The following is an 18,312-nucleotide window of genomic DNA, read 5'->3' on the forward strand; positions in this document are numbered from 1 at the left end:
CCCCGCACTGCACCGCACGTCAGGGGCGTCATAGCAGGTCAGGGTAGGTGGCGTAACGTGCCGGAAACCTCGGCGCCGTAGGTTTGCGGGTGACGTACGGGTCGTTGCCGGGCGGTGCGCGAGGTGCGCACGGCGGTCGATCCCGTTGCCAACCGGTCGATCCTGTTGCCGACCGGACCGGACCCCTTCGGTGAGCGCCGCGCGGGCGGGGCCGCCTCCCACTCGGCCCACCGAGCAAAGGCGTACGCGAGGGCGCCCCCGTTCCCTCGCGCACCCGTGCCCGTGTCCGACCCCTATCCGTATCCGACCCGTACCCGTACCCGTAGCGGAGCCGTATTCGTATCCGCATCCGTATCCGTACCGACGCGCAGCGGAGGTCCCATGAACGCCTCGCCCACCGACCCCGCACTCCCGCTCGCCGGCACGGGACCGGCCGCCGCGCCGGGTGCGTACGGCGCGGCGTCGGAAGGACGCAGGTGGACGCGGGCGGACCGGGCGCGGCAGGTCGCCGAGGTGCTGCGCCGCCAGATCGCCTCCGGGGCGTTCGCCTCGGACGTACTGCCCGACGAGCGGGTGCTGATCGCCGACTTCGCGGTGTCGCGGAACACGGTTCGCGAGGCGCTGGGCGTGCTGCGCGACGAAGGCGTGGTCGAGAGGCGTCAGGGCGTGGGCACGGTGATCGTGCGGCGGCCCTACGCACACACCCTGGACCGGCTGACCGGCCTCGCCGAAACGCTGGGCACGCACGGCGAGGTGGTCAATCAGGTGTGGGTCGCGGACGTGGTGCGCCCGCCCGGCGAGGTGGCGCGCAAGCTGCACGTCCCCGACGGCGGGCGGGTGGTCCACATCGAACGGCTGCGGTTTCTGGACGGCGTACCGCTCTCCCTCGACCTGACCTATCTGGCCGCCGACATCGGGGAGCCGCTGCTGACCGCGGACCTGGCCGGCCGGGACCTGTTCGGACTCATCGAGCAGTCCACCGGACAGCCCCTCGGCTCGGCGAGCGTCACCGTGCACGCGGTGGGCGGTGATCCGCACACGTGCGCGCTGCTCGACATCCCGCCGGGCTCGGCGCTGTTCACCGTGGAACGGCTGACCAGAATGCCCGACGGACGCCCGGTGGACCTGGAGTTCCTGCGGATCCGCGGCGACCGGCTGGCGTTCCACGCGGAACTCGTGCGCGCGACGGACGGGAGGTGAACGGTGGAACCCGAGCCCAGGACCAAGGGCGGATCAGCGACAGGCGGCCCGTGCGCACGTGCAGCCCAGGACCGGCAAGTGACCCAACACCCCCAGCACACGCGACGCCCCCAACGCCCTGAAGGGCCCGGCCCGTTGACGGTTGCCGTCATGTGTCTGTGCGTCACCCTCGTGGTCGGCATGGTCTCCGCGGTGAACCTCGCCATCCCCGCGCTGTCGCGCAGCCCGCTGCGCCCGTCGGCCGAGTCGGTGATGTGGGTGGTCGACGGTTACGTCGTGGTCTTCGCCTGCCTGCTCATTCCGGGCGGCGCGCTCGCCGACCGCCTCGGCCGCAGACGCGTACTGACCGCGGGCATGGGCCTGTTCACCGCCGGATGCGCGCTCTGCGCCGTGGCGTCGGGGATCGGCACGGTGATCGCGGGCCGGATCGTCAGCGGCGTGGGAGCCGCGGCGGTGCTGCCGACGACGCTGGCGCTGATGGTGGGCGGCGCCCCGGCGCACCGTAGGCCACGGCTCGTGGCGGCGTGGGCGTCGATGACGGGTCTGGCGGCCGTGCTGGGCAACGTCGGCGGCGGCGCGGCGCTACAGATCGGTTCGTGGCGTGCGCTGTTCTGGTGCGTGGTGCCGTTGTCGTTGGCGGCACTCGTCCTGGTGATGGCTTTCGCTCCGGCGCCACCCCGGCTCGACCGGCCGGTGTCGGCGGTGTCCGCGGGGCTGCTGACGGTCGGCTTCCTCGCGCTCCTGTCGGGCATCGTCTCCGGGCCGCAGGCCGGTTGGGGCAGCGTGCGCGTGCTCGGTGGGTTCGGCGCGGCGGCGGTGCTGCTGGTGGCCTGGGTCTGCTGGGAGCTGCGGCGTGAGCACCCGATGCTGGACCCGCGGCTCTTCACGGTCCCAGCCGTGCGGGCGGGTGCGCTGGGCATGGCGCTCGTGTTCGTCGGGATGTTCGGCCTGTTCTACGTCAACGGGCAGTATCTGCAGTACGCCAAGGGTTACTCGCCGCTCGGGGCGGGGGTGCGGCTGCTGCCGATGGCGGGGGCGCTGCTGCTCGCACCGCGCTGCGCGGTCGCGCTCGAACGGCGCACCGGGCCGCGGACCACGCTCGGTACGGGGCTCGCGGTGCTGGCGGCCGGTCTGGGCACGGTGTCGTGGGTCGGCCCGAGCACCCCGTACTCGTTGTACGCGCTCGGGGCGACGCTCACCGCGGCCGGGTGCGGCCTGGCCACGCCGCTGCTGTCGCACGGCATGATGTCCGCGCTGCCGCCGGGCCGGGCCGGGGTCGGCTCGGGGTTGCAGAGCCTGGCGCGGGAGCTGGGCAGCGCGCTGGGTGTGGCGGTCAGCGGCAGCGTGGTCGCCGGGGTGTTCACCGCGGGCCTCCCGGAGGTGCTGCGTGGTGGGCCCGGTGTGCCGACCACCGTTCCCGCCGCCGAACAGCGCTTGGCGGAGCAGGGGTTGACCTCGCCGGGCCTGCGGCACGCCGTTCTCACTGACTTCACCGACGCCTTGGACACGTCGATGCGGGTGCTCGCCGTCCTGGTGGTGGCGGTCGGGGTACTGGTGGTCGCCTGGTACCCGCGCCGCGCGGCCCGGACGGAGGACCGGCGGGGCGGGTGACGGCGACGTCGGGTACCGGTACCACTGCCGGCGCAGGAGGGGCCTTACCGAGGAGGAGCCCGGAAGCCGCCGATCTGCCGCTCCAGCAGTTCGGCGAGCCGCAACGGGGTGCGGTCCTCGTGCATCGGACCGATGAGCTGCACTCCCACCGGGAGACCCTCCGGGGACGGGCCCGTCGGAATCGCGGTGGCGGGGAGCCCCGGCATGGTCGCCAGACCGGCCCAGGCCAGTTGGTCGAAGTACGGGTACTCGGCACCGTCGATGTCGATCCGGCGTCCCAGGAGGTCGGGGTCGTGGTCGTGCGGGAACGCGGGCGTCGGCGTGATGGGACACACCACCGCGTCGAACTCCTCGAACAGTTGCCGCCAACCGTGGCGGTGGGCCTCGCGGAGGGTGTTCGCCTCCATCCAGTCGCGGTGGCTGAAGACCATGCCGCGCAGTCGCGCCGCGGTGAGACTGTGGTCGTCGGGGCTCAACTCGCCCACGAAGGAGCGTAGTTGCTCGTACGTCTCCATGGGGAAACGGGCCGTGGAGCCGGAGAACAGCAGGTGCATGTAGAGCGTCGCGGCTTCGGTCAGGTCGGGAAGGAGCGGGCTGTGCCACGCGACTCGGGCGCCGCCCTCGGTGAGCCCGTCGGCCACCCTGCGCACGCCCGCCCGCACGGCGGCCCCGGAAGGAAGCAGCGGGTGGTCGTCGAGGACCAGGACCCGGAAGTCGCTGAGCCGCTCGTGGCGAGCGGGCGGCAGCGCCACGGTGTGGGAGAGGCCGAGGGTGAGCGGGTCCGGTCCTGCCATGACGTCGAGAAGGAGCGAGAGGTCGCGCGCGCTGCGCGCCATCGGGCCGACGACGGCGAGGTCGGGCTCGGGTGGCAGGGTGGGGGTGGCCGGCGGCACCATGCCGCGGATCGCCGCCAGTCCGAGCGTCGGCTTGTGCGAGTAGACGCCACAGAAGTGGGCGGGAGTGCGCAACGATCCGGCGAGGTCGGAGCCGAGGGAGAGCGCACCGAAGCCGACGGCGAGGGCCGCGGCGGAGCCGCCGGAGGATCCGCCCGAGGTGCGGGCGTGGTTCCAGGGGTTGTTGGTGGTGCCGTAGATCTCGTTGAAGCTCTGGATGTCCTGGAGCCCCAGCGGGACGTTGGTCTTGCCGAGCACCACCGCGCCCGCGGCCTTGACGCGCGACACCTGGACCGCGTCCTCGGCCGGCACGTGGTCCCGGTGCGGCGGCATGCCCCACGTCGTGGGCAGGCCCGCGATGTCGTACGACTCCTTGACCGTCATCGGGAGGCCGAGCAGCGGCCGGTCCTCGCCGCGGGACCGTGCCCGGTCGGCGGCGTGCGCGGCTTCCCGCGCACGGTCGAAGTCCGGCACGCAGACGGAGTTGATCTCCTTGTCGTCCCGTTCGATACGGGCGATCGCCTCGTCGGTCAGCTCTGCCGAGGTCACGTCGCCGGCGCGCAGCGCGGCCATGAGTTCCACGGCCGTCGAAAGGTTCGAGTCCATGCGGGCGAACGTAGCGACCCCATGGGGAAGGCACGAAATGTTGCTTCCCACAACGGGCCGAGACCGTGATCCGGACCTTGATCCGGACCGTGGAGAGGGTGGGTGACCGACGTCCCGCAGCCTGCCCGGCCCCGCAGAGGGCAAGGCGTGCCCGACGGGATACGTGATCCGTCGGACACGCCCCGGCGCAGGCGAGGGTCGGGCCGGGCCGTCAGTCGCCGCCGCTCAGCGGACCCTGGTCCAGGCGTGCCACTTGCTGGAGTAGAACTCCGAACGCCACACCTGGGAACTGCCGACCTTGACGTCGATGGCGCGTCGGGTGGCGTTGTGGCTCCAACCCCAGTCGTAGGTGTCGTCGGCACGTCCTGAGTTGGGCATCTCGACCCACTTGCCGGCGTTCTTCCAGTCGTGCCAGATGTGGCGGTTGCCGGTCACGCCGAACACTTCGTCGACGGATCCGTTGCCGTCCCAGTCGGCGGCCTGGGCGTGGGAGCCGCACTTGAGGTAGCCGACGTGGCCCCACGGAGACGTCACCCTGCAGTCCCGCGCTCCGGAGACTCCTGCCTGCCCGGCCGTTCCGACCTGGATCGTGCTGAACACCGGCTGCTTCGCCGCGGAGTTGTCCCCGGTCGGAGCGGCGCTGGCCGGCTGAGCGGCCAGCAACAGGCCCACGGCGACCGATACGCCCGCTGCCGCGAGCCCTGCATTCGGAATGGTGCGCATGTGTTTCCCCCTGTGTTGTGTGTGGGTGCGCTGTGTGGTCGAGGCAGGACGCTACGGGGGCCGGGCACCTTCACGCGTCAACCGGTGGTTTGAGGTGCGGGCCGAACCAGCGCATGAGTGGGGTAAACCTGGGTGTTACAGCGGTAGTTGGATTCGGTTGACGCAGCCGACAGGTATGCGCGGGCGGCAGGGCGCTGTTTCTTGCGCATTCCACACCGCGAGAGTCGCAGCAATTCATGAACCTACCGCCAAAGTTTACTTCCAGACCAAACTCGCGTGGGACGACCCGGAATCGCATGCATCGCTAGCTTCTCCATCGAGCACGACGGCTGCCTCGGGCAGCCATGCACGATCCCGATCGGGACGAGAGAAAGGCTCGCAGGTGAAGTCAACGATGAAGTGGGCGACAGGAGTGTCGGCCGTCGCCAGCCTGCTCCTCGCCGGCCAGGTCGCTCATGCGGAGCCGTCCGGTACGGACACCGGAAAGCGACCGACGGCAAGCAGGGTCCAGGCCGGGGGAAATGAGGAAGGCAACGCCCTGGCGTGCACCAACTACTGGACCTTCACGTCTCCTTGGGGTCACACCGGCAAGTTCAAGTGCGGCTCCCATGTGCTCCGCGCCGACTGGGACAACAACGGTACGCCGGACGAATACTTCGGCATCGCCCCCGACCGCACCATCTGGCACGACTGGAAGAACGCCGGACGGTGGGTCGAAATGCCGAACAACGGGCGCGCTGATGACACTCTGAACATTGGTCGCACCGGAAACGGGCGGTACGTCCGGGTGAAAGTCGGGGGCCACATCTGGGTCTCGATCTTCAGCAGCGGCAAGTGGCACAAGTGGTACATGGTCGAGTGAGCGAGCAATACGGCATGCGTGCTGGGCGTGATGGCGACGACGGCCAGCACGCCCAGCACGCCCAGCACGGCCGCCACATCCGTCGCCTTTCCGGTGGCGGGCCTCCGGTGGGTAGGTTCAGCGCTGGCGTGCGGGGCGTACGACGATTTCGTTGACGTCGACCTCGGGCGGCTGCGCGAGGGCGTAGGAGACGGCGGAGGCGATGGCGTCGGGGCTGATCGCATGGGCGCGGTAGCCGCGCATGGCCTCGGCGGCGGCCGGGTCGGTGATGGTGTCGGCGAGCGCGGAGTCGACGACGCCGGGCGAGACGGTCGTGACCCGGATCGACGGGTCGGACTCCTGGCGCAGCCCTTCCGTGATCGCCCAGGCGGCGTACTTGGTGGCGCAGTAGACCGACCCCGTGGGCACCACCTCGTGCGCGCCGATGCTCGCGACGGTCACGAAGTGTCCCGAACCCTGCGCGGCGAACACGGGCAGCGCGGCGGCGATGCCGTGCAGCAGCCCGCGCACGTTCACGTCGATCATCCGGTCCCACTCCTCGACCAGGAGGGAGTCCAGGCGGGACAGCGGCATGACGCCGGCGTTGTTGACGAGGACATCCACGCGTCCGTGGCGGTCGCGGGCGTCCCGTACGAAGGCCGCCGTGTCCGCGCGGTCCGTCACGTCCAGCCGTGCCGGTTCAAGGAAGCCGCCGAAGCGGCCTGCGGCCTCGGCGGTGCGCTCGGCCAGCGCCGCCAGCCGGTCGGTGCGCCGGGCGCCGGCCACCACCACATGCCCCTGTGCCGCCAAATGCGCGGCGACGGCTTCTCCGATGCCGCTGCTCGCGCCGGTGACGAGGACGACCTTGCAGGAGGGGGTGGGCTCGACGGGTTCGGCTCGCTCGGTGGTCAGGGTGGGTGTGGTCATGCCGTGTGTGGTCATGCGTCGAGGCTGGCCCGGCCTGAGCGGCCGGGGGAGAGGTGAGGTCCTCCTGGGTGCGGCGCACCCAGGCAGAGCGGCCGGTGCGCGCCCTACCCTGGCGCCATGCCAAGCACCGAACTCGGCGCCTACCTCAGCGCCCGGCGGGCCCGCGTCACCCCGGCCGACGTGAACCTCCCGGTCACCGGGCACCGCCGGGTGCCGGGCCTGCGGCGTGAGGAGGTCGTCCTGCTGGCCGGGGTCAGCGCCGACTACTACGTACGTCTGGAGCAGGGCCGGGAACGGACGCCCTCCGCGCAGGTGCTCGACGCCCTGGCGGCGGCCCTGCGCCTGGACGAGGACGGCCGCCACCATATGTTCCGGCTCGCCGGCCTCGGCCCCCGGGCGAAGTCCGCGACCGCGCCCGACCGGGTCGAGCCGAGCCTGCTCGCGCTCATGGACGCCTGGCCGCACAATCCGGCGATCGTCTACAACCGCGCGTACGACGTCCTGGCGTCCAACGCCATCGCCGACGCGCTCTTCCACGGCTGGACCCACTCGCGCAACCTCATGCACGTCGTCTTCACCGACCCGGCGGCCCGCACCTTCTACCGCGACTGGCACGACGTGGCGCGCAACTCCGTGGCCGGCTTCCGGCTCGGCCTCGGCGCGGCGCCGAACGATCCCCGGATACGTGAGGTCCTCACCGAACTCCTGGACACGAGCCCCGAGTTCGTCGAACTGTGGAAGCGCCACGACGCCCGCGGCAAGGCGCTGGAGCGCAAGTCCTTCGAGCACCGCGACGTCGGCCCGCTGACGCTGACCATGCAGACCTTCGACGTGCGCTCGGCCCCGGGGCAGGAACTGGTCGTCCACCACGCGGACCCGGCCTCCCCCAGCAGCGAGGCACTCGCACTGCTCGGCTCACTGGCGGCGACGTCGCGGCGGGAGGGGTGACGACCGCTCCTGAGGGGGGTGGGTCGGGGCGGGGCCCTGCTCGACGAGCCTGGCGGAGGCGCACGCTCCGCGTCGCCGGGTCGTGGGAGGCCGGGGGCGGTCGGGCGGGCTAGGATCGCGGCGTGATGACGGCCTGGTCTCCCTCCGGTGCCCGGCGGAACCGCTCGATGGCGGTGCTGTGGCGGGTGGTGGGGCTGGGGCTCTTTCTCTTCGGTCTGGTGTTCGTGCATGTGGCCAGCCCGGAGGCGACCAGTCGTCACCTCACCGTTTTCGGTGGCATCGGCGCGCCGGGGGCCGGTGCGGTGGTACGCGCCGCATCGCCGGGCGGGGCCGCGGCCGACGCCCCCGTCCTGGCCGACGTCCCCGTCCTGGCCGGGGCGCCCGGAGACTCGCGCCATGACCACCGTCAGCAGCACACCGTCGAGGAGTGCGCGCTGAGCCAGCCTCCGCAGGGGCCCGACGTGGACCTGCCCTGTCTCTCGCCGCTGGGTTCACGGTGGCGGCCCGGCGCGCCGGCCTCGACGCACGCCGCCCACCGGATCGCGGGCCGGGACTTCGTGGTCCCGATAGCGCACGCGGCCGACTCCACGATTCTGCGCATCTAGGCCGCGGGGTTCTCCGCACCGGTCCGCGCCTCACCGCCGACTGCTGTCGGCACCTTGTGCCGACGCCTCGTGGCGGCGCCTTGCGCAGACGCCTTCTGTCGGTGTGTCTTCCGTCGGCGTACCCCCCTCGGTGTACCCCGTCGGCGGAAGGGGCGGCCGTCCCCCGGAGGGGTCGTGCCGTCGGGCGCCGATCCGATCGGCCGCGCCCGCCGCGTCGTGCGGTCACGCGCCGGCCGCTCGGCGCACCGGCACACCGAGCCGCGGACATTCCGCCCCACCGTCTTTCGGCGCACCCACCCTCTTGCGACGCGCCCGCCTCCGGCGCGTCCACGTCCACCCGCTGAACGAGAGCGAGTACCCAAGCATGCACCCCCACCCCCCGACCACGCCCCACCCCCCGACCGCGTCCCGCTCCTCCAGCACGTACGAACCCGGCCCCACCACCGCCACCCTCCCGGGCCTCGTCGGGAACACCCCCGTCCTGCACGTCTCGCAGCCCTTCGCCCCGGCCGGCCGGGGGTTCTGGGCCAAGCTGGAGGGCTTCAACCCCGGCGGCATCAAGGACCGAGCCGGACTCCACATGGTCGAACGAGCCAGGGCCCGGGGCGCGTTGCGGCCCGGAGGCCGGATCGTCGAGTCCACCAGCGGCACCCTCGGCCTCGGTCTCGCCCTGGCCGGAACCGTCCACGGGCACCCGGTCACCCTCGTCACCGATCCCGGTCTCGAACCGTCCATGAACCGGCTGCTGGCCGCGTACGGCGTCAGCGTCGACACCGTTTCCGAGCCCCACCCCACGGGCGGCTGGCAGCAGGCCCGCCGCGACCGCGTCGCCGAACTCCTCGCGCAGCACCCGGATTCGTGGTGCCCCGACCAGTACGGCAACCCCGACAACATCACCGCCTACACCCCCCTCGCCCTCGAACTCGCCGCTCAACTGGGCCACATCGACGTACTGGTCTGCAGCGTCGGCACGGGCGGGCACTCGGCGGGCATCTTCCGCGTCCTGCGGCAGCTCTGTCCCGGGCTGCGTCTGGTCGGCGTGGACACCGTCGGCTCGACCATCTTCGGGCAGCCCGCCCGGCCCCGGATCATGCGCGGTCTGGGCTCCAGCATCTACCCGCGCAACGTCGCCTACGACGCCTTCAGGGAGGTCCACTGGGTCGCCCCCGCCGAATCCGTGTGGGCCTGCCGCCAGTTGGCGACCTCCCACCACGCGACCGGGGGATGGAGCGTCGGAGCGGTCGCGCTGGTGGCGGGCTGGCTCGCGCGGACGCTCCCGGGGGAATCGCGGATCGTCGCGGTCTTCCCCGACGGCCCCCAGCGCTATCTGGAGACCGTGTACGACGACGCGTACTGCGCCGAGCGCGGTCTGCTGGGCCACACCCCGGCCCTCGAACCCGACGTGCTCGACCGGCCGGAGGAAAGGGAGGTCACCCGCTGGACGCGCTGCGTCACGGTGCACGACCCGGTGCCCTCGCGGCGGCAACAGGCGTGTGACACAGCTTCGTTGACGGCGGACGGCGGCGCCCGATGAACCCGACGAATCCGATGAAGCCGACGACGTCGACGCAGTCGACGAAGGCGGCGGGGACCACGCAGACCACCCTCGCCCAATACCGCTCCTACGACCGGAGCGTCCAACTGCTCCTGGCCAACCAGTTCACCATCAACCTCGGCTTCTACATGCTGATGCCGTATCTCGCCCAGCACCTGTCCGGCACCCTCGGCCTCGCCGGCTGGCTGGTCGGACTCGTCCTCGGGGTACGGAACTTCAGCCAGCAGGGCATGTTCCTCGTCGGCGGCACCCTCGCCGACCGGCTCGGCTACAAGCCGCTGATCGTCGCCGGATGTGTCCTGCGTACCATCGGCTTCGCCACGCTCGGGCTCGTCGACTCGGTGCCGGCGCTGCTGGTCGCCTCGGCCGCGACCGGCTTCGCGGGGGCGCTGTTCAACCCGGCGGTGCGGGCGTACCTCGCCGCCGACGCGGGGGAGCGCCGCGTCGAGGCCTTCGCCCTGTTCAACGTCTTCTACCAAGCCGGCATCCTGCTCGGCCCGTTGGTGGGCATGCTGCTCACCGGGGTCGACTTCCGGGTGACCTGTCTCGCCTCCGCGGCCATCTTCGCGCTGCTCAGCGTGGTCCAGATCCGCGCCCTCCCCGCCCGCAGGGGGAACGACGCGGTGGACCGGGCGCGGGGCCGAGCCGGGGCGGATCGAGCCGGGGCGGACGGAGCCGGAGTGGCCGGTCCCGGCGGCGGTGTCCTCGCCCAGTGGCGTGGCATCGTGGGCAACCGTGCCTTCCTGCTCTTCTCCTCCGCGATGATCGGCTCGTACGTCCTCACCTTCCAGGTCTATCTGGCGCTGCCCCTGGAGGTGCGACGGGTGGGCGGTGACGGGGAGTTCGGTACCGTCGCCGTGGCGCTGCTCTTCGCGGTGTCCGGGCTCACCACCATCCTCGGGCAGACCCGCGTGACGGCCTGGTGCAAGGAACGGATGGCGCCCGGACAGGCCCTCGCCTGGGGTCTGTTGAGCATGGCCACCGCCTTCGTGCCGCTGCTCGCGGTGACCGCGTTGCCGGAGCCCGGCGGGGGAGCGGGGCGGTGGCTGTTCGCCGCGCTGCCGCCCATGCTGGCGGCGCTGCTGCTCGCGCTGGGCACGATGATCGCGTACCCGTTCGAGATGGACACGATCGTCCGACTGTCGGGGGACCGGCTGGTCGCCACCCACTACGGCCTCTACAACACCATCTGCGGAGTCGGCATCACGGTCGGCAACCTGCTGACGGGAGCCGCCCTCGACGCGGCGCGGGAGGCGGGCATGCCGGCCCTCCCCTGGCTCGCGCTGCTCCTCCTCGGCCTCGGTTGCTCGGCATCGCTCCACGGACTGCACCGGTCGGGGCGACTGTCCGCTCCGGCATCTGAGGTGCGACAGCCGGCTGCGGCCTGACCGTTGGTCGATGGTGTGAGGAGCCGGGTCGGCCGTCACGCGGCTTCTGATCGCCGCGCGCCGGCCGACCCGGGCAGTCGTCACGCCGAGCCGATGCCTCCCGTGCAGGCGGCCCCGGGCTCAGGTGTCTGCGCCCCCTGCACATACTTGCCGAAGAACTCCGCGACCCGCGGGTCCGCGGCGCTGTCGACGGCCAGCTGGTGACCCCAGGCCGACAGCATGAGCGGGCTCCGCTGCTTCGCGACCGGACTCATCAGGCTGTACGGGGTCCTGGAGACCTTGTCACCCAGCTTCTTGACGTCGGCGTCGGACGCCTTGCCGTTGTAGGTGACCCAGACCGCGCCGTGTTCGAGGGAGTGCACCGCATTCTCGTTCGGTATCTCCTTCTTGTAGACGCTGGCGTCGCAGGTCATCCACGCCTGATGGTGGTCCCCGCCGACCGGTGGCGTCATCGGGTAGTCGACGCTCTTGGCCACGTGGTCGCGGCCCAGCTTCTTCGCGTCCCACGTCGTCTCGCCCCGCACGGGCTTCTTGGCGGCGGCGGAGTTCCGCGCCTCCTTGTCGTTCGCGCTGTCGAGGGCGTACGCGCCGAAACCGATGAGGGCGGCGACGATCACCGTGCCGGCCGTGACGGTGATGACGCGGTTCCGTCGCTCGCGTGCCTGCTCGGCGCGGCGCATCGCTTCGACCCTGGTCTGCCGTTCGGCGGCGGCCGCCTTCTTGCTCGGTCTGTTGCCCGGCCCCTTGGGGGAGTTGGTGGTCGATGTGCCGGTGGGCCGGTCGGTCGTGCTGTTGGTGGTGGTCGGCTTGTCGGTCGACTTGCTGGTCGGCTTGCGGGACTTGGCCTTGGCCATGGGTGTTCCTTGTCCCCGCCGCTGGGCGCGGCGGTGCCTGCGGTCCGGTGGATGCCATGAGGCGAGGGCCGGCCCCGTACACGGGCCGCCCTGCCGGGATCCGTCTAGATCCGCTGCACCTGGAGCATGTGGAGATCGGGCGACCCTCGGTTCGAGTGATGCCCGGACGCCGGGCCCGTCGCCGACTGCACCGGGAGGTGGGTGATGTCCGGTGGGCCGGCGGCCGGCGACGCACCGGCCGGCTTCGGTGCGGCCCGTACGCCGTGGGTGAGCGACGCGCAACACCGGTCCGCCGGCGGGCAGTCGGAGTCGTCGGCAGGGGCCGTGCAGATGGCGAGCGCGGGGGCCTCGGCGGCGGCGAAGGAGAGCGTGTCATCCGAGGTCGAGTCCGAGGCCGAGTCCGAGGCGGAGAAGGCGTCCCGGCCGAGATCCGTACCCGCTCCGGTCCGGGCACCCCTATCCCGGACGGAGCCGATACCCGCACCCGTACCCACGCTCGTGGCCGCACCCGCACTCGCACTCGTGCCCGTACCCATGAGCGACGCCGCGTCCGGGCGGGGTCCGTGGGGCGCGGTGGCGGCGAGGCACATCAACAGCGTGGCGACGAGGGACGCGAGCGCAGCGGCCGACACCGCGCGGCGCCAGGCGCGCCGGGCGGCTCTCGTCCCCCGCGTGTGTCTCATCGCAGCGCATCGTAGCGAGGGTCAGACGCCGGACCTACGGGTGCCCCGGCCGGCCTCCCGTGCCGCGCGCTCGACGCGGGCACGGTGCTCCGCCTGCCACTCCGTTCCGTCCGGCATGTTCTCGCCCTTCTCCCGCTGCCCCACGGCGCCGTCGGCCAACTCCCGCACGATGTCGGCGTGTCCGGCGTGCCGGTGGGTCTCGGCGATCAGATGGACGAGGATCCGGTGCAGCGACAGCTCAGGGTCTTCGGCGTCCGGCAGGCGCCCGAGCGCGTGGAGCTCCACGGAGTCGATCGTGGCGTCCGAGTGGGCTCACACCTTCCGGTAGCGCCCGACGATCTCCTCCCGCGTCTCGTCGGGGGTCGCCCACAGATCCGCGTTGGTCTCGGCCTCACCCGTGAGGAGGACGTCGCGACCCGTGAGGAGGACGTCGCGGGCGTCCTGGAGGTTGATGCGGAGGTCGTTCTTGAAGGCTGACTGGAATTCCGAGGCGGTCATGGGTGGCAGTCTGTCGCTAGGGGGATCTTGGGGCAGCTCCTTTCCGGGGTGCGGACAGGCGCCCGTCTCCGGGGGCCGGACCGGCGCTCGGCGCGCGCTCATTCGTCACAGCACGCCGCCACCGATTTCGAGAGGCGGGGGCCCGCGAACCGGGTGCCGGTCACGAGGCGCAGCGCGGGGCCGAAGGACGCGGCGGCCGACGGACCCGTGAAGTACAGGCCCGGCACGCTGGAGGCGAACCCCTTGTCCAGGACCGGGAATCCGCCGATGCGTATCAGGTCGGCACGGATCTCGGGCGAGAGGAAGTCCAGGGCCTCCAGCTGGACCCGGAAACCGGTGGCGGCCAGGACGTGTTCGGACTCGACGGTGTGCGTGCGCCCGTCCTGCGTCACGGTGCGCAGGGCGATCCCGCCCCCGTACGTCTCCGCGGCCGTGATCCGCTGTTCCGCGAGAACCGGCACTCTGCCCTCGATCCGCTCCTTGAGCCACCAGGCCCCGCGCGGGGTCGAGGCCCGTTCGGCGAGCCGGAGCCGCGCGGCGGCGGGCAGCCGCCGGAACGCAGCCGGATGGCGGGTGAGGCCGTACAGGGACCACGAACGGCCCGTCGGTGTGTCCGGCTGCCAGTGCGGGCGGCCGGACGGCGCCGTCTCGAACCGGACCCCCGCGCCGCGTGCCAGCACCCGCACGTCGGCGCCCGCCTCGTGCAGCAGCGCGGCGCTCTCCAGCGCGGACTGCCCGGCTCCGACGACGGTCACCGTGCGCCCGGCGAAACCGCGCGGGTCGGTCTGCTGCGAGCTGTGGGAGATGAGGCCGAGGGCCGAAGGCCCGCCGGACGCCGCCGCCGCGAGGGGCGCCGGCAGATGGGCGAAGCCGGTGAGGCCGGTGGCCACCACCACGGCGCCCGCCCGGACCACCTCCCCCGACGACAGCTTGACGCGGAACCCGTCCGCGAGCCGGTCGACCGCGGCCACCCGCTCGTCCTCGACACGCGGCACCAAGCGCTCCCGGAACCACCCGCCGTACCGCATGAACAGCCCGACGGGCACCTGCGCCTCGGCGTCGATCCACCGCTCTCCCGCATCGCGGCAGTAGTCGCGGAGCGTGAAGCCCTCTCGTGGGGTCGCGAGTGCCGAGGCATCGGCCGTGGTCCGCAGCAGCATGCCGGCGGGCATGCGCCGCGACCAGCTCGCGACGGGTGCGCCGAAGACGCGGACGGGCAGGCCGCGCGCCCGCAGATGAGCGGCGGCGGACAGACCGTACGGGCCCGCACCGATGATGACGACGGTCTTGGACATGGGGGTCCCTCCTGGCACCACCCCGCACGGTGCTGTGGGCACGGCTCGGGGCGCGCCGGAAATCAGCTGGAGAAGAGGCGGAATCGGGCGTGCCGGAACCGCTCCCGTCCACGTGACCCGGCGCGTGCGCGCGCCTCGGCACGGATCAGACGGCGAGCGGCGGCCGGGCCGGCGGGCCGCGCCGTACGAGGGCGTCCGCGAGGAGGAGGGAGGGGGAGACCGCGCGGGCCGGCCGGCCGGGGCGTGGGGCCGGAACCGGCCGGGGCAGCGGGATCGCGCGTGGCGCGCGGGCCGGGCGCAGGACGCGGGCGAGGAGGGCGCACAGCAGACGCAGCAACCGCAGGACCCGGGACAGGGAGTCGCGCGTCCTGCGGAGTGCCCGGTTGCTCCCGAGTGCTGCGTCGTTCGTGGTGAGGCCTGTGGTCTGGCGGAGGAGGCGGCCGACGACGAGCGGGAGAACGGGGCGCAGGGGGCTTATGGGGCGACCGGAGGATCCGGATGCTCTGGAGCACCCGGGGTGTCCGTGGCGGCGGGCGGTCGAGGGCTGGTGCGCGGAGGCCGGGGCGTTCGGTCGGCCGCCGAGCACCGCCCGGCGGGTCCACCGTCGGGCTGCGGCCCGCCCGGCGAGGGTCACCTGGGGCCTGCGTGCCTCATGGGGCGCGGATGAAGGGTGGGGCGGCCGGTCCGCGGAGTCGCTCCGGGCCGCGGCGCCGCGGGACAGCGCCGCGCGGCACAGGATCGCGGCGGCGACCGTCCGTACGTCCCATGACAGCCCCGGTACGTCCCATGACGGCGTCGGACCGAGGACGAAGTGGTACGAGGCGACGGCGAGGAGGGCGCCCACGACGGAGAACGCCGTGGCCCGCGCCACGGACGCCCGCGCCGCAGCCCTCGACCGCCCGGCCGGCCCGTGGCCGCCGCGTGGTCGAGGACGAGGTGCCGCCGCTCCCGAAGTCTTCATGACGCACCCATCATGCGGCGTCGCCCCTCCGACTGTCACCCCGGTGCGGGCGCGGTGGGGGCGGAAAGGGGCCCCGCGAAGGGGAGTTGACGGCCCGACGGGGCGCGCCGCGAGGCGGAGGTCGGTGCTGACCGTGGGACAGGGCCTCTCGGAAAGCGGGTCCGTCGGGCCGCTCAGGGGCCGTGCGGGCTCATTGCCTCCCCCCCCCGCGAACCTGCACGGGAATATCGAGCCGGCCCCCGGGTGTCTGCGTACGAGCACTGCCCCTTCGCTCCCGGACCCGTACGGGCCATCAGAACGCGCCGTGCCCCGCCGCCCCGGCCTTGAATGGACAGGTGACCGCCGCCCCCGACGACTGCCTCGCGCGCAACGAGTGGATCTGCGGCGAGTATCTGAGCACCCGCCGTCAGATCCTGCTCGACGCGGTCGTCCAGCATCTGCAGCTGACGGCCGTCTCCGTGCTGATCGCGCTGGCCGTCGCCGTGCCGCTGGCCGTGGTGGCGCGCCGCTGGGGGTGGGCCGCGGGCCCCGTCCTCGCGCTCACCACCGTCCTGTACACCATCCCGTCGCTCGCGATGTTCTCGCTGCTGCTCCCGGTGTACGGGCTCTCCGCCTCACTCGTCGTCGCGGGCCTGGTCCTCTACTCGCTCACCCTGCTCGTACGGAACATCCTCGCCGGCCTGCGCGCCGTCCCCGAGGACACCCGGCAGGCCGCCCGCGGCATGGGCTACGGCCCGATCCGCCTTCTGCTCACGGTCGAACTGCCGCTCGCCCTGCCCGCCGCGATGGCCGGCCTGCGCATCGCCACGGTCTCCGCGGTCTCCCTGGTGACCATCGGCGCGATCGTCGGCTTCGGCGGGCTCGGCAACCTCATCTACACGGGCATGAACACCTACTTCAAGGCGCAGGTCCTCACCGCGTCCGTGCTGTGCGTCGTCATCGCCGTCGCCGCCGACCTGCTGCTGCTCGGCGTGCAGCGCGTCCTCACCCCCTGGGAACGAGCGACGAAGGCGGCCCGCTCATGAAGACACTCGGCGACGCCTGGGCGTGGCTCACCGACTCCGCGCACTGGGCCGGCGACGACGGCATCTGGCACCGGCTCACCCAGCACCTCGTCCTCACCGTCGTCTGCCTGGTGCTGAGCTGTCTCATCGCCCTGCCCGTCGCGCTCGTCCTCGGCCACCTCGGCAAGGGCGGCGCGCTCGCCGTGAACATCTCCAACGTCGGGCGCGCGGTACCGACCTTCGCCGTCCTCGTCCTGCTCCTCCTCACCCCGCTGGGCAAGTGGGGCGAAGGGCCGACCGTCGTCGCGCTCGTGCTGTTCGCCGTACCGCCGCTGCTCACCAACGCGTACGTGGGCATGCGCGGCGTCGACCGCAGCGTCGTCCAGGCCGCGCGCGGCATGGGGATGACCGGGCGGCAGATGCTGTGGCGGGTCGAACTGCCGCTGGCGCTCCCGCTGGTGCTCAGCGGGGTCCGCATCGCCGCCGTGCAGCTCGTCGCCACCGCCACCATCGCCGCGCTCGCGGGCGGCGGCGGTCTCGGCCGGATCATCACGGCGGGCTTCAACCTGGCGAGCACCCCGCAGGTCGTGGCGGGCGCCGTCCTCGTGGCCGTGTTCGCGCTGCTCGTCGAGGGCGTCTTCGAGGTGGCCGAACGGTTCGGGCCCGCCTGGGCGCGCGGCCGGGGGAGCGCCGGATGAGGCGGCGCACCGGTGCGGCGGCGGCCGTCCTCCTCGCCCTCCTCCAGGCGGTCGTCTCGGGCTGCGCGACCGGACCCTCGCTGGAGGACCAGGGCGAGGTCACCGCGCCGCCCGGCGACAGCAAGCACCTCGTCGTCGGCTCCGCGGGCTTCACCGAGTCCGACCTGCTCGCCCAGATGTACGCGCTGCTCCTGAACAAGGCCGGATACAGCACGAAGATCCTCTCCGTCGCCAACCGCGAGCTGTACGAGCCCGCGCTGGAGTCCGGCCAGATCGACGTCGTCCCCGAGTACGCGGCGACCTTCGCCGACTGGCTCAACGCCAAGAAGAACGGCGCCGACGCGGAGCCCGCGGGCTCCCCCGACCTCGACGCGACGATGCGGGCCCTGCGCCGCCTCGCCACGCCACGCGGCCTCACGGTCCTCGACCCCGGCAAGGCCGTCGACCAGAACGCCTTCGCCGTCGCCGCCTCCTACGCCCGCGAGCACCGGCTCAAGACCCTCAGCGACCTCGGTACTTCAGGTCTGAAGGTGCGCCTCGCCGCGGGCGACGAGTGCGTGAAGCGCCCCTACTGCGCGCCGGGTCTGAAGAAGGTGTACGGGATCGACATCACCGGCGTGGATCCCAAGGGCGTGGGAACGACCCAGGCCAAGAAGGCGGTGCAGGGCGGGCAGGACCAGATGGTGCTCACCACCTCGACGGACGCGACGCTCGACGACTTCGGCCTGGTGCTCCTGAAGGACGACAAGCACCTGCAGAACGCGGACTACATCGTGCCCGTGGTCAACCGCTCCCGCGCGGGCAGCAAGGGAGTGGCCACCGCGCTCGGCCGCCTCAACCCCGTCCTGACGACCCAGGACCTGGCCTCCCTGAACGAACAGGTGGACAGCTGGCGCCGCCTGCCGCAAGACGTGGCGAAAACCTACTTGGAGAAGAAGGGCCTCCTGTAATCCGAGGGAAGCCTTCCGTCGCCACTGAAGGCCCCGCCAGGGGCCTCTCAGGGGCGCGGGGAACTGCGCGAA

Annotated in this window: 18 protein-coding genes and 1 pseudogene; 10 read left to right on the forward strand and 9 right to left on the reverse strand. The window is 72.5% G+C overall.

Translation table 11 applies throughout. The features are described from left to right. Positions 1–381: 381 nt before the first annotated feature. A complete protein-coding gene (locus ACZ6B8_RS23825; RefSeq protein WP_471608523.1) occupies positions 382–1,200 on the forward strand; it encodes a GntR family transcriptional regulator in 819 nt (272 codons plus the stop codon). A gap of 150 nt (positions 1,201–1,350) precedes the next feature. Then, entirely contained in the window at positions 1,351–2,811 is a 1,461-nt protein-coding gene (locus tag ACZ6B8_RS23830; RefSeq protein ID WP_471608524.1) for an MFS transporter, read from the forward strand. Between the two features lie 44 nt (positions 2,812–2,855). On the opposite strand, the gene ACZ6B8_RS23835 is transcribed toward ACZ6B8_RS23830, so the two are convergent. Continuing rightward, complete coding sequence (locus ACZ6B8_RS23835) at positions 2,856–4,310, reverse strand: amidase (protein ID WP_471608525.1); 1,455 nt, start codon at positions 4,308–4,310, stop codon at positions 2,856–2,858. A 225-nt stretch (positions 4,311–4,535) separates the two neighbouring features. Continuing rightward, positions 4,536–5,033 (reverse strand): hypothetical protein, encoded by a 498-nt coding sequence (locus tag ACZ6B8_RS23840; RefSeq protein ID WP_471081703.1) that lies wholly within the window; start codon positions 5,031–5,033, stop codon positions 4,536–4,538. A gap of 394 nt (positions 5,034–5,427) precedes the next feature. Here ACZ6B8_RS23840 and ACZ6B8_RS23845 point away from each other — a divergent pair, with 394 nt between their 5' ends. Further along, the gene (locus ACZ6B8_RS23845; protein ID WP_471608526.1) at positions 5,428–5,895 is read left to right on the forward strand and encodes a hypothetical protein; all 468 of its coding nucleotides are present in this window, start codon (positions 5,428–5,430) and stop codon (positions 5,893–5,895) included. Positions 5,896–6,012: 117 nt separating this feature from the next. On the opposite strand, the gene ACZ6B8_RS23850 is transcribed toward ACZ6B8_RS23845, so the two are convergent. Next, complete coding sequence (locus tag ACZ6B8_RS23850) at positions 6,013–6,801, reverse strand: SDR family oxidoreductase (protein WP_471608606.1); 789 nt, start codon at positions 6,799–6,801, stop codon at positions 6,013–6,015. Between the two features lie 117 nt (positions 6,802–6,918). On the opposite strand from ACZ6B8_RS23850, the gene ACZ6B8_RS23855 reads away from it, so the two are divergent. The 4 genes from ACZ6B8_RS23855 (at position 6,919) to ACZ6B8_RS23870 (ending at position 11,297) form a co-directional block, all read left to right on the forward strand. After that, positions 6,919–7,749, forward strand: coding sequence for an MmyB family transcriptional regulator (locus ACZ6B8_RS23855; protein ID WP_471608527.1), 831 nt, complete (start codon positions 6,919–6,921; stop codon positions 7,747–7,749). Between the two features lie 125 nt (positions 7,750–7,874). After that, the gene (locus tag ACZ6B8_RS23860; protein ID WP_471608528.1) at positions 7,875–8,354 is read left to right on the forward strand and encodes a hypothetical protein; all 480 of its coding nucleotides are present in this window, start codon (positions 7,875–7,877) and stop codon (positions 8,352–8,354) included. 364 nt (positions 8,355–8,718) lie between these two features. After that, on the forward strand, positions 8,719–9,888 hold the full coding sequence (locus ACZ6B8_RS23865) for a PLP-dependent cysteine synthase family protein (protein ID WP_471608529.1): 1,170 nt from the start codon (positions 8,719–8,721) through the stop codon (positions 9,886–9,888). A 14-nt stretch (positions 9,889–9,902) separates the two neighbouring features. Beyond that, positions 9,903–11,297 (forward strand): MFS transporter, encoded by a 1,395-nt coding sequence (locus tag ACZ6B8_RS23870; protein ID WP_471608607.1) that lies wholly within the window; start codon positions 9,903–9,905, stop codon positions 11,295–11,297. An 80-nt stretch (positions 11,298–11,377) separates the two neighbouring features. On the opposite strand, the gene ACZ6B8_RS23875 is transcribed toward ACZ6B8_RS23870, so the two are convergent. The 6 genes and pseudogenes from ACZ6B8_RS23875 to ACZ6B8_RS23900 all read right to left on the reverse strand — a co-directional run bounded on the left by ACZ6B8_RS23875 (position 11,378) and on the right by ACZ6B8_RS23900 (position 15,498). Then, complete coding sequence (locus tag ACZ6B8_RS23875) at positions 11,378–11,977, reverse strand: DUF3105 domain-containing protein (protein WP_471608608.1); 600 nt, start codon at positions 11,975–11,977, stop codon at positions 11,378–11,380. A 278-nt stretch (positions 11,978–12,255) separates the two neighbouring features. After that, positions 12,256–12,834, reverse strand: coding sequence for a hypothetical protein (locus ACZ6B8_RS23880; protein ID WP_471608530.1), 579 nt, complete (start codon positions 12,832–12,834; stop codon positions 12,256–12,258). 21 nt (positions 12,835–12,855) lie between these two features. Then, positions 12,856–13,134 (reverse strand): annotated as a pseudogene (locus ACZ6B8_RS23885) (mycothiol transferase); the annotation flags it as partial. Between the two features lie 12 nt (positions 13,135–13,146). Next, on the reverse strand, positions 13,147–13,332 hold the full coding sequence (locus ACZ6B8_RS23890; RefSeq protein ID WP_471608531.1) for a hypothetical protein: 186 nt from the start codon (positions 13,330–13,332) through the stop codon (positions 13,147–13,149). A gap of 98 nt (positions 13,333–13,430) precedes the next feature. After that, on the reverse strand, positions 13,431–14,627 hold the full coding sequence (locus ACZ6B8_RS23895; RefSeq protein WP_471081672.1) for an NAD(P)-binding domain-containing protein: 1,197 nt from the start codon (positions 14,625–14,627) through the stop codon (positions 13,431–13,433). Positions 14,628–14,772: 145 nt separating this feature from the next. After that, positions 14,773–15,498, reverse strand: a complete 726-nt coding sequence (locus tag ACZ6B8_RS23900) for a hypothetical protein (protein ID WP_471608532.1) — start codon at positions 15,496–15,498, stop codon at positions 14,773–14,775. A 425-nt stretch (positions 15,499–15,923) separates the two neighbouring features. On the opposite strand from ACZ6B8_RS23900, the gene ACZ6B8_RS23905 reads away from it, so the two are divergent. From ACZ6B8_RS23905 to ACZ6B8_RS23915, 3 genes are read left to right on the forward strand one after another with little or no spacing between them, the layout of a single operon-like run. Further along, positions 15,924–16,613: an ABC transporter permease gene (locus ACZ6B8_RS23905; protein ID WP_471608533.1), complete on the forward strand. Its 690-nt coding sequence runs from the start codon at positions 15,924–15,926 to the stop codon at positions 16,611–16,613. Beyond that, positions 16,610–17,290 (forward strand): ABC transporter permease, encoded by a 681-nt coding sequence (locus ACZ6B8_RS23910; protein ID WP_362369760.1) that lies wholly within the window; start codon positions 16,610–16,612, stop codon positions 17,288–17,290. The genes ACZ6B8_RS23905 and ACZ6B8_RS23910 overlap by 4 nt, the downstream gene beginning before the upstream one ends. Further along, positions 17,287–18,240, forward strand: a complete 954-nt coding sequence (locus tag ACZ6B8_RS23915) for an ABC transporter substrate-binding protein (RefSeq protein ID WP_471081661.1) — start codon at positions 17,287–17,289, stop codon at positions 18,238–18,240. The genes ACZ6B8_RS23910 and ACZ6B8_RS23915 overlap by 4 nt, the downstream gene beginning before the upstream one ends. The last annotated feature ends 72 nt before the right edge of the window (positions 18,241–18,312 follow it).

The sequence above is a fragment of the Streptomyces sp. NPDC041122 genome, assembly GCF_055592445.1.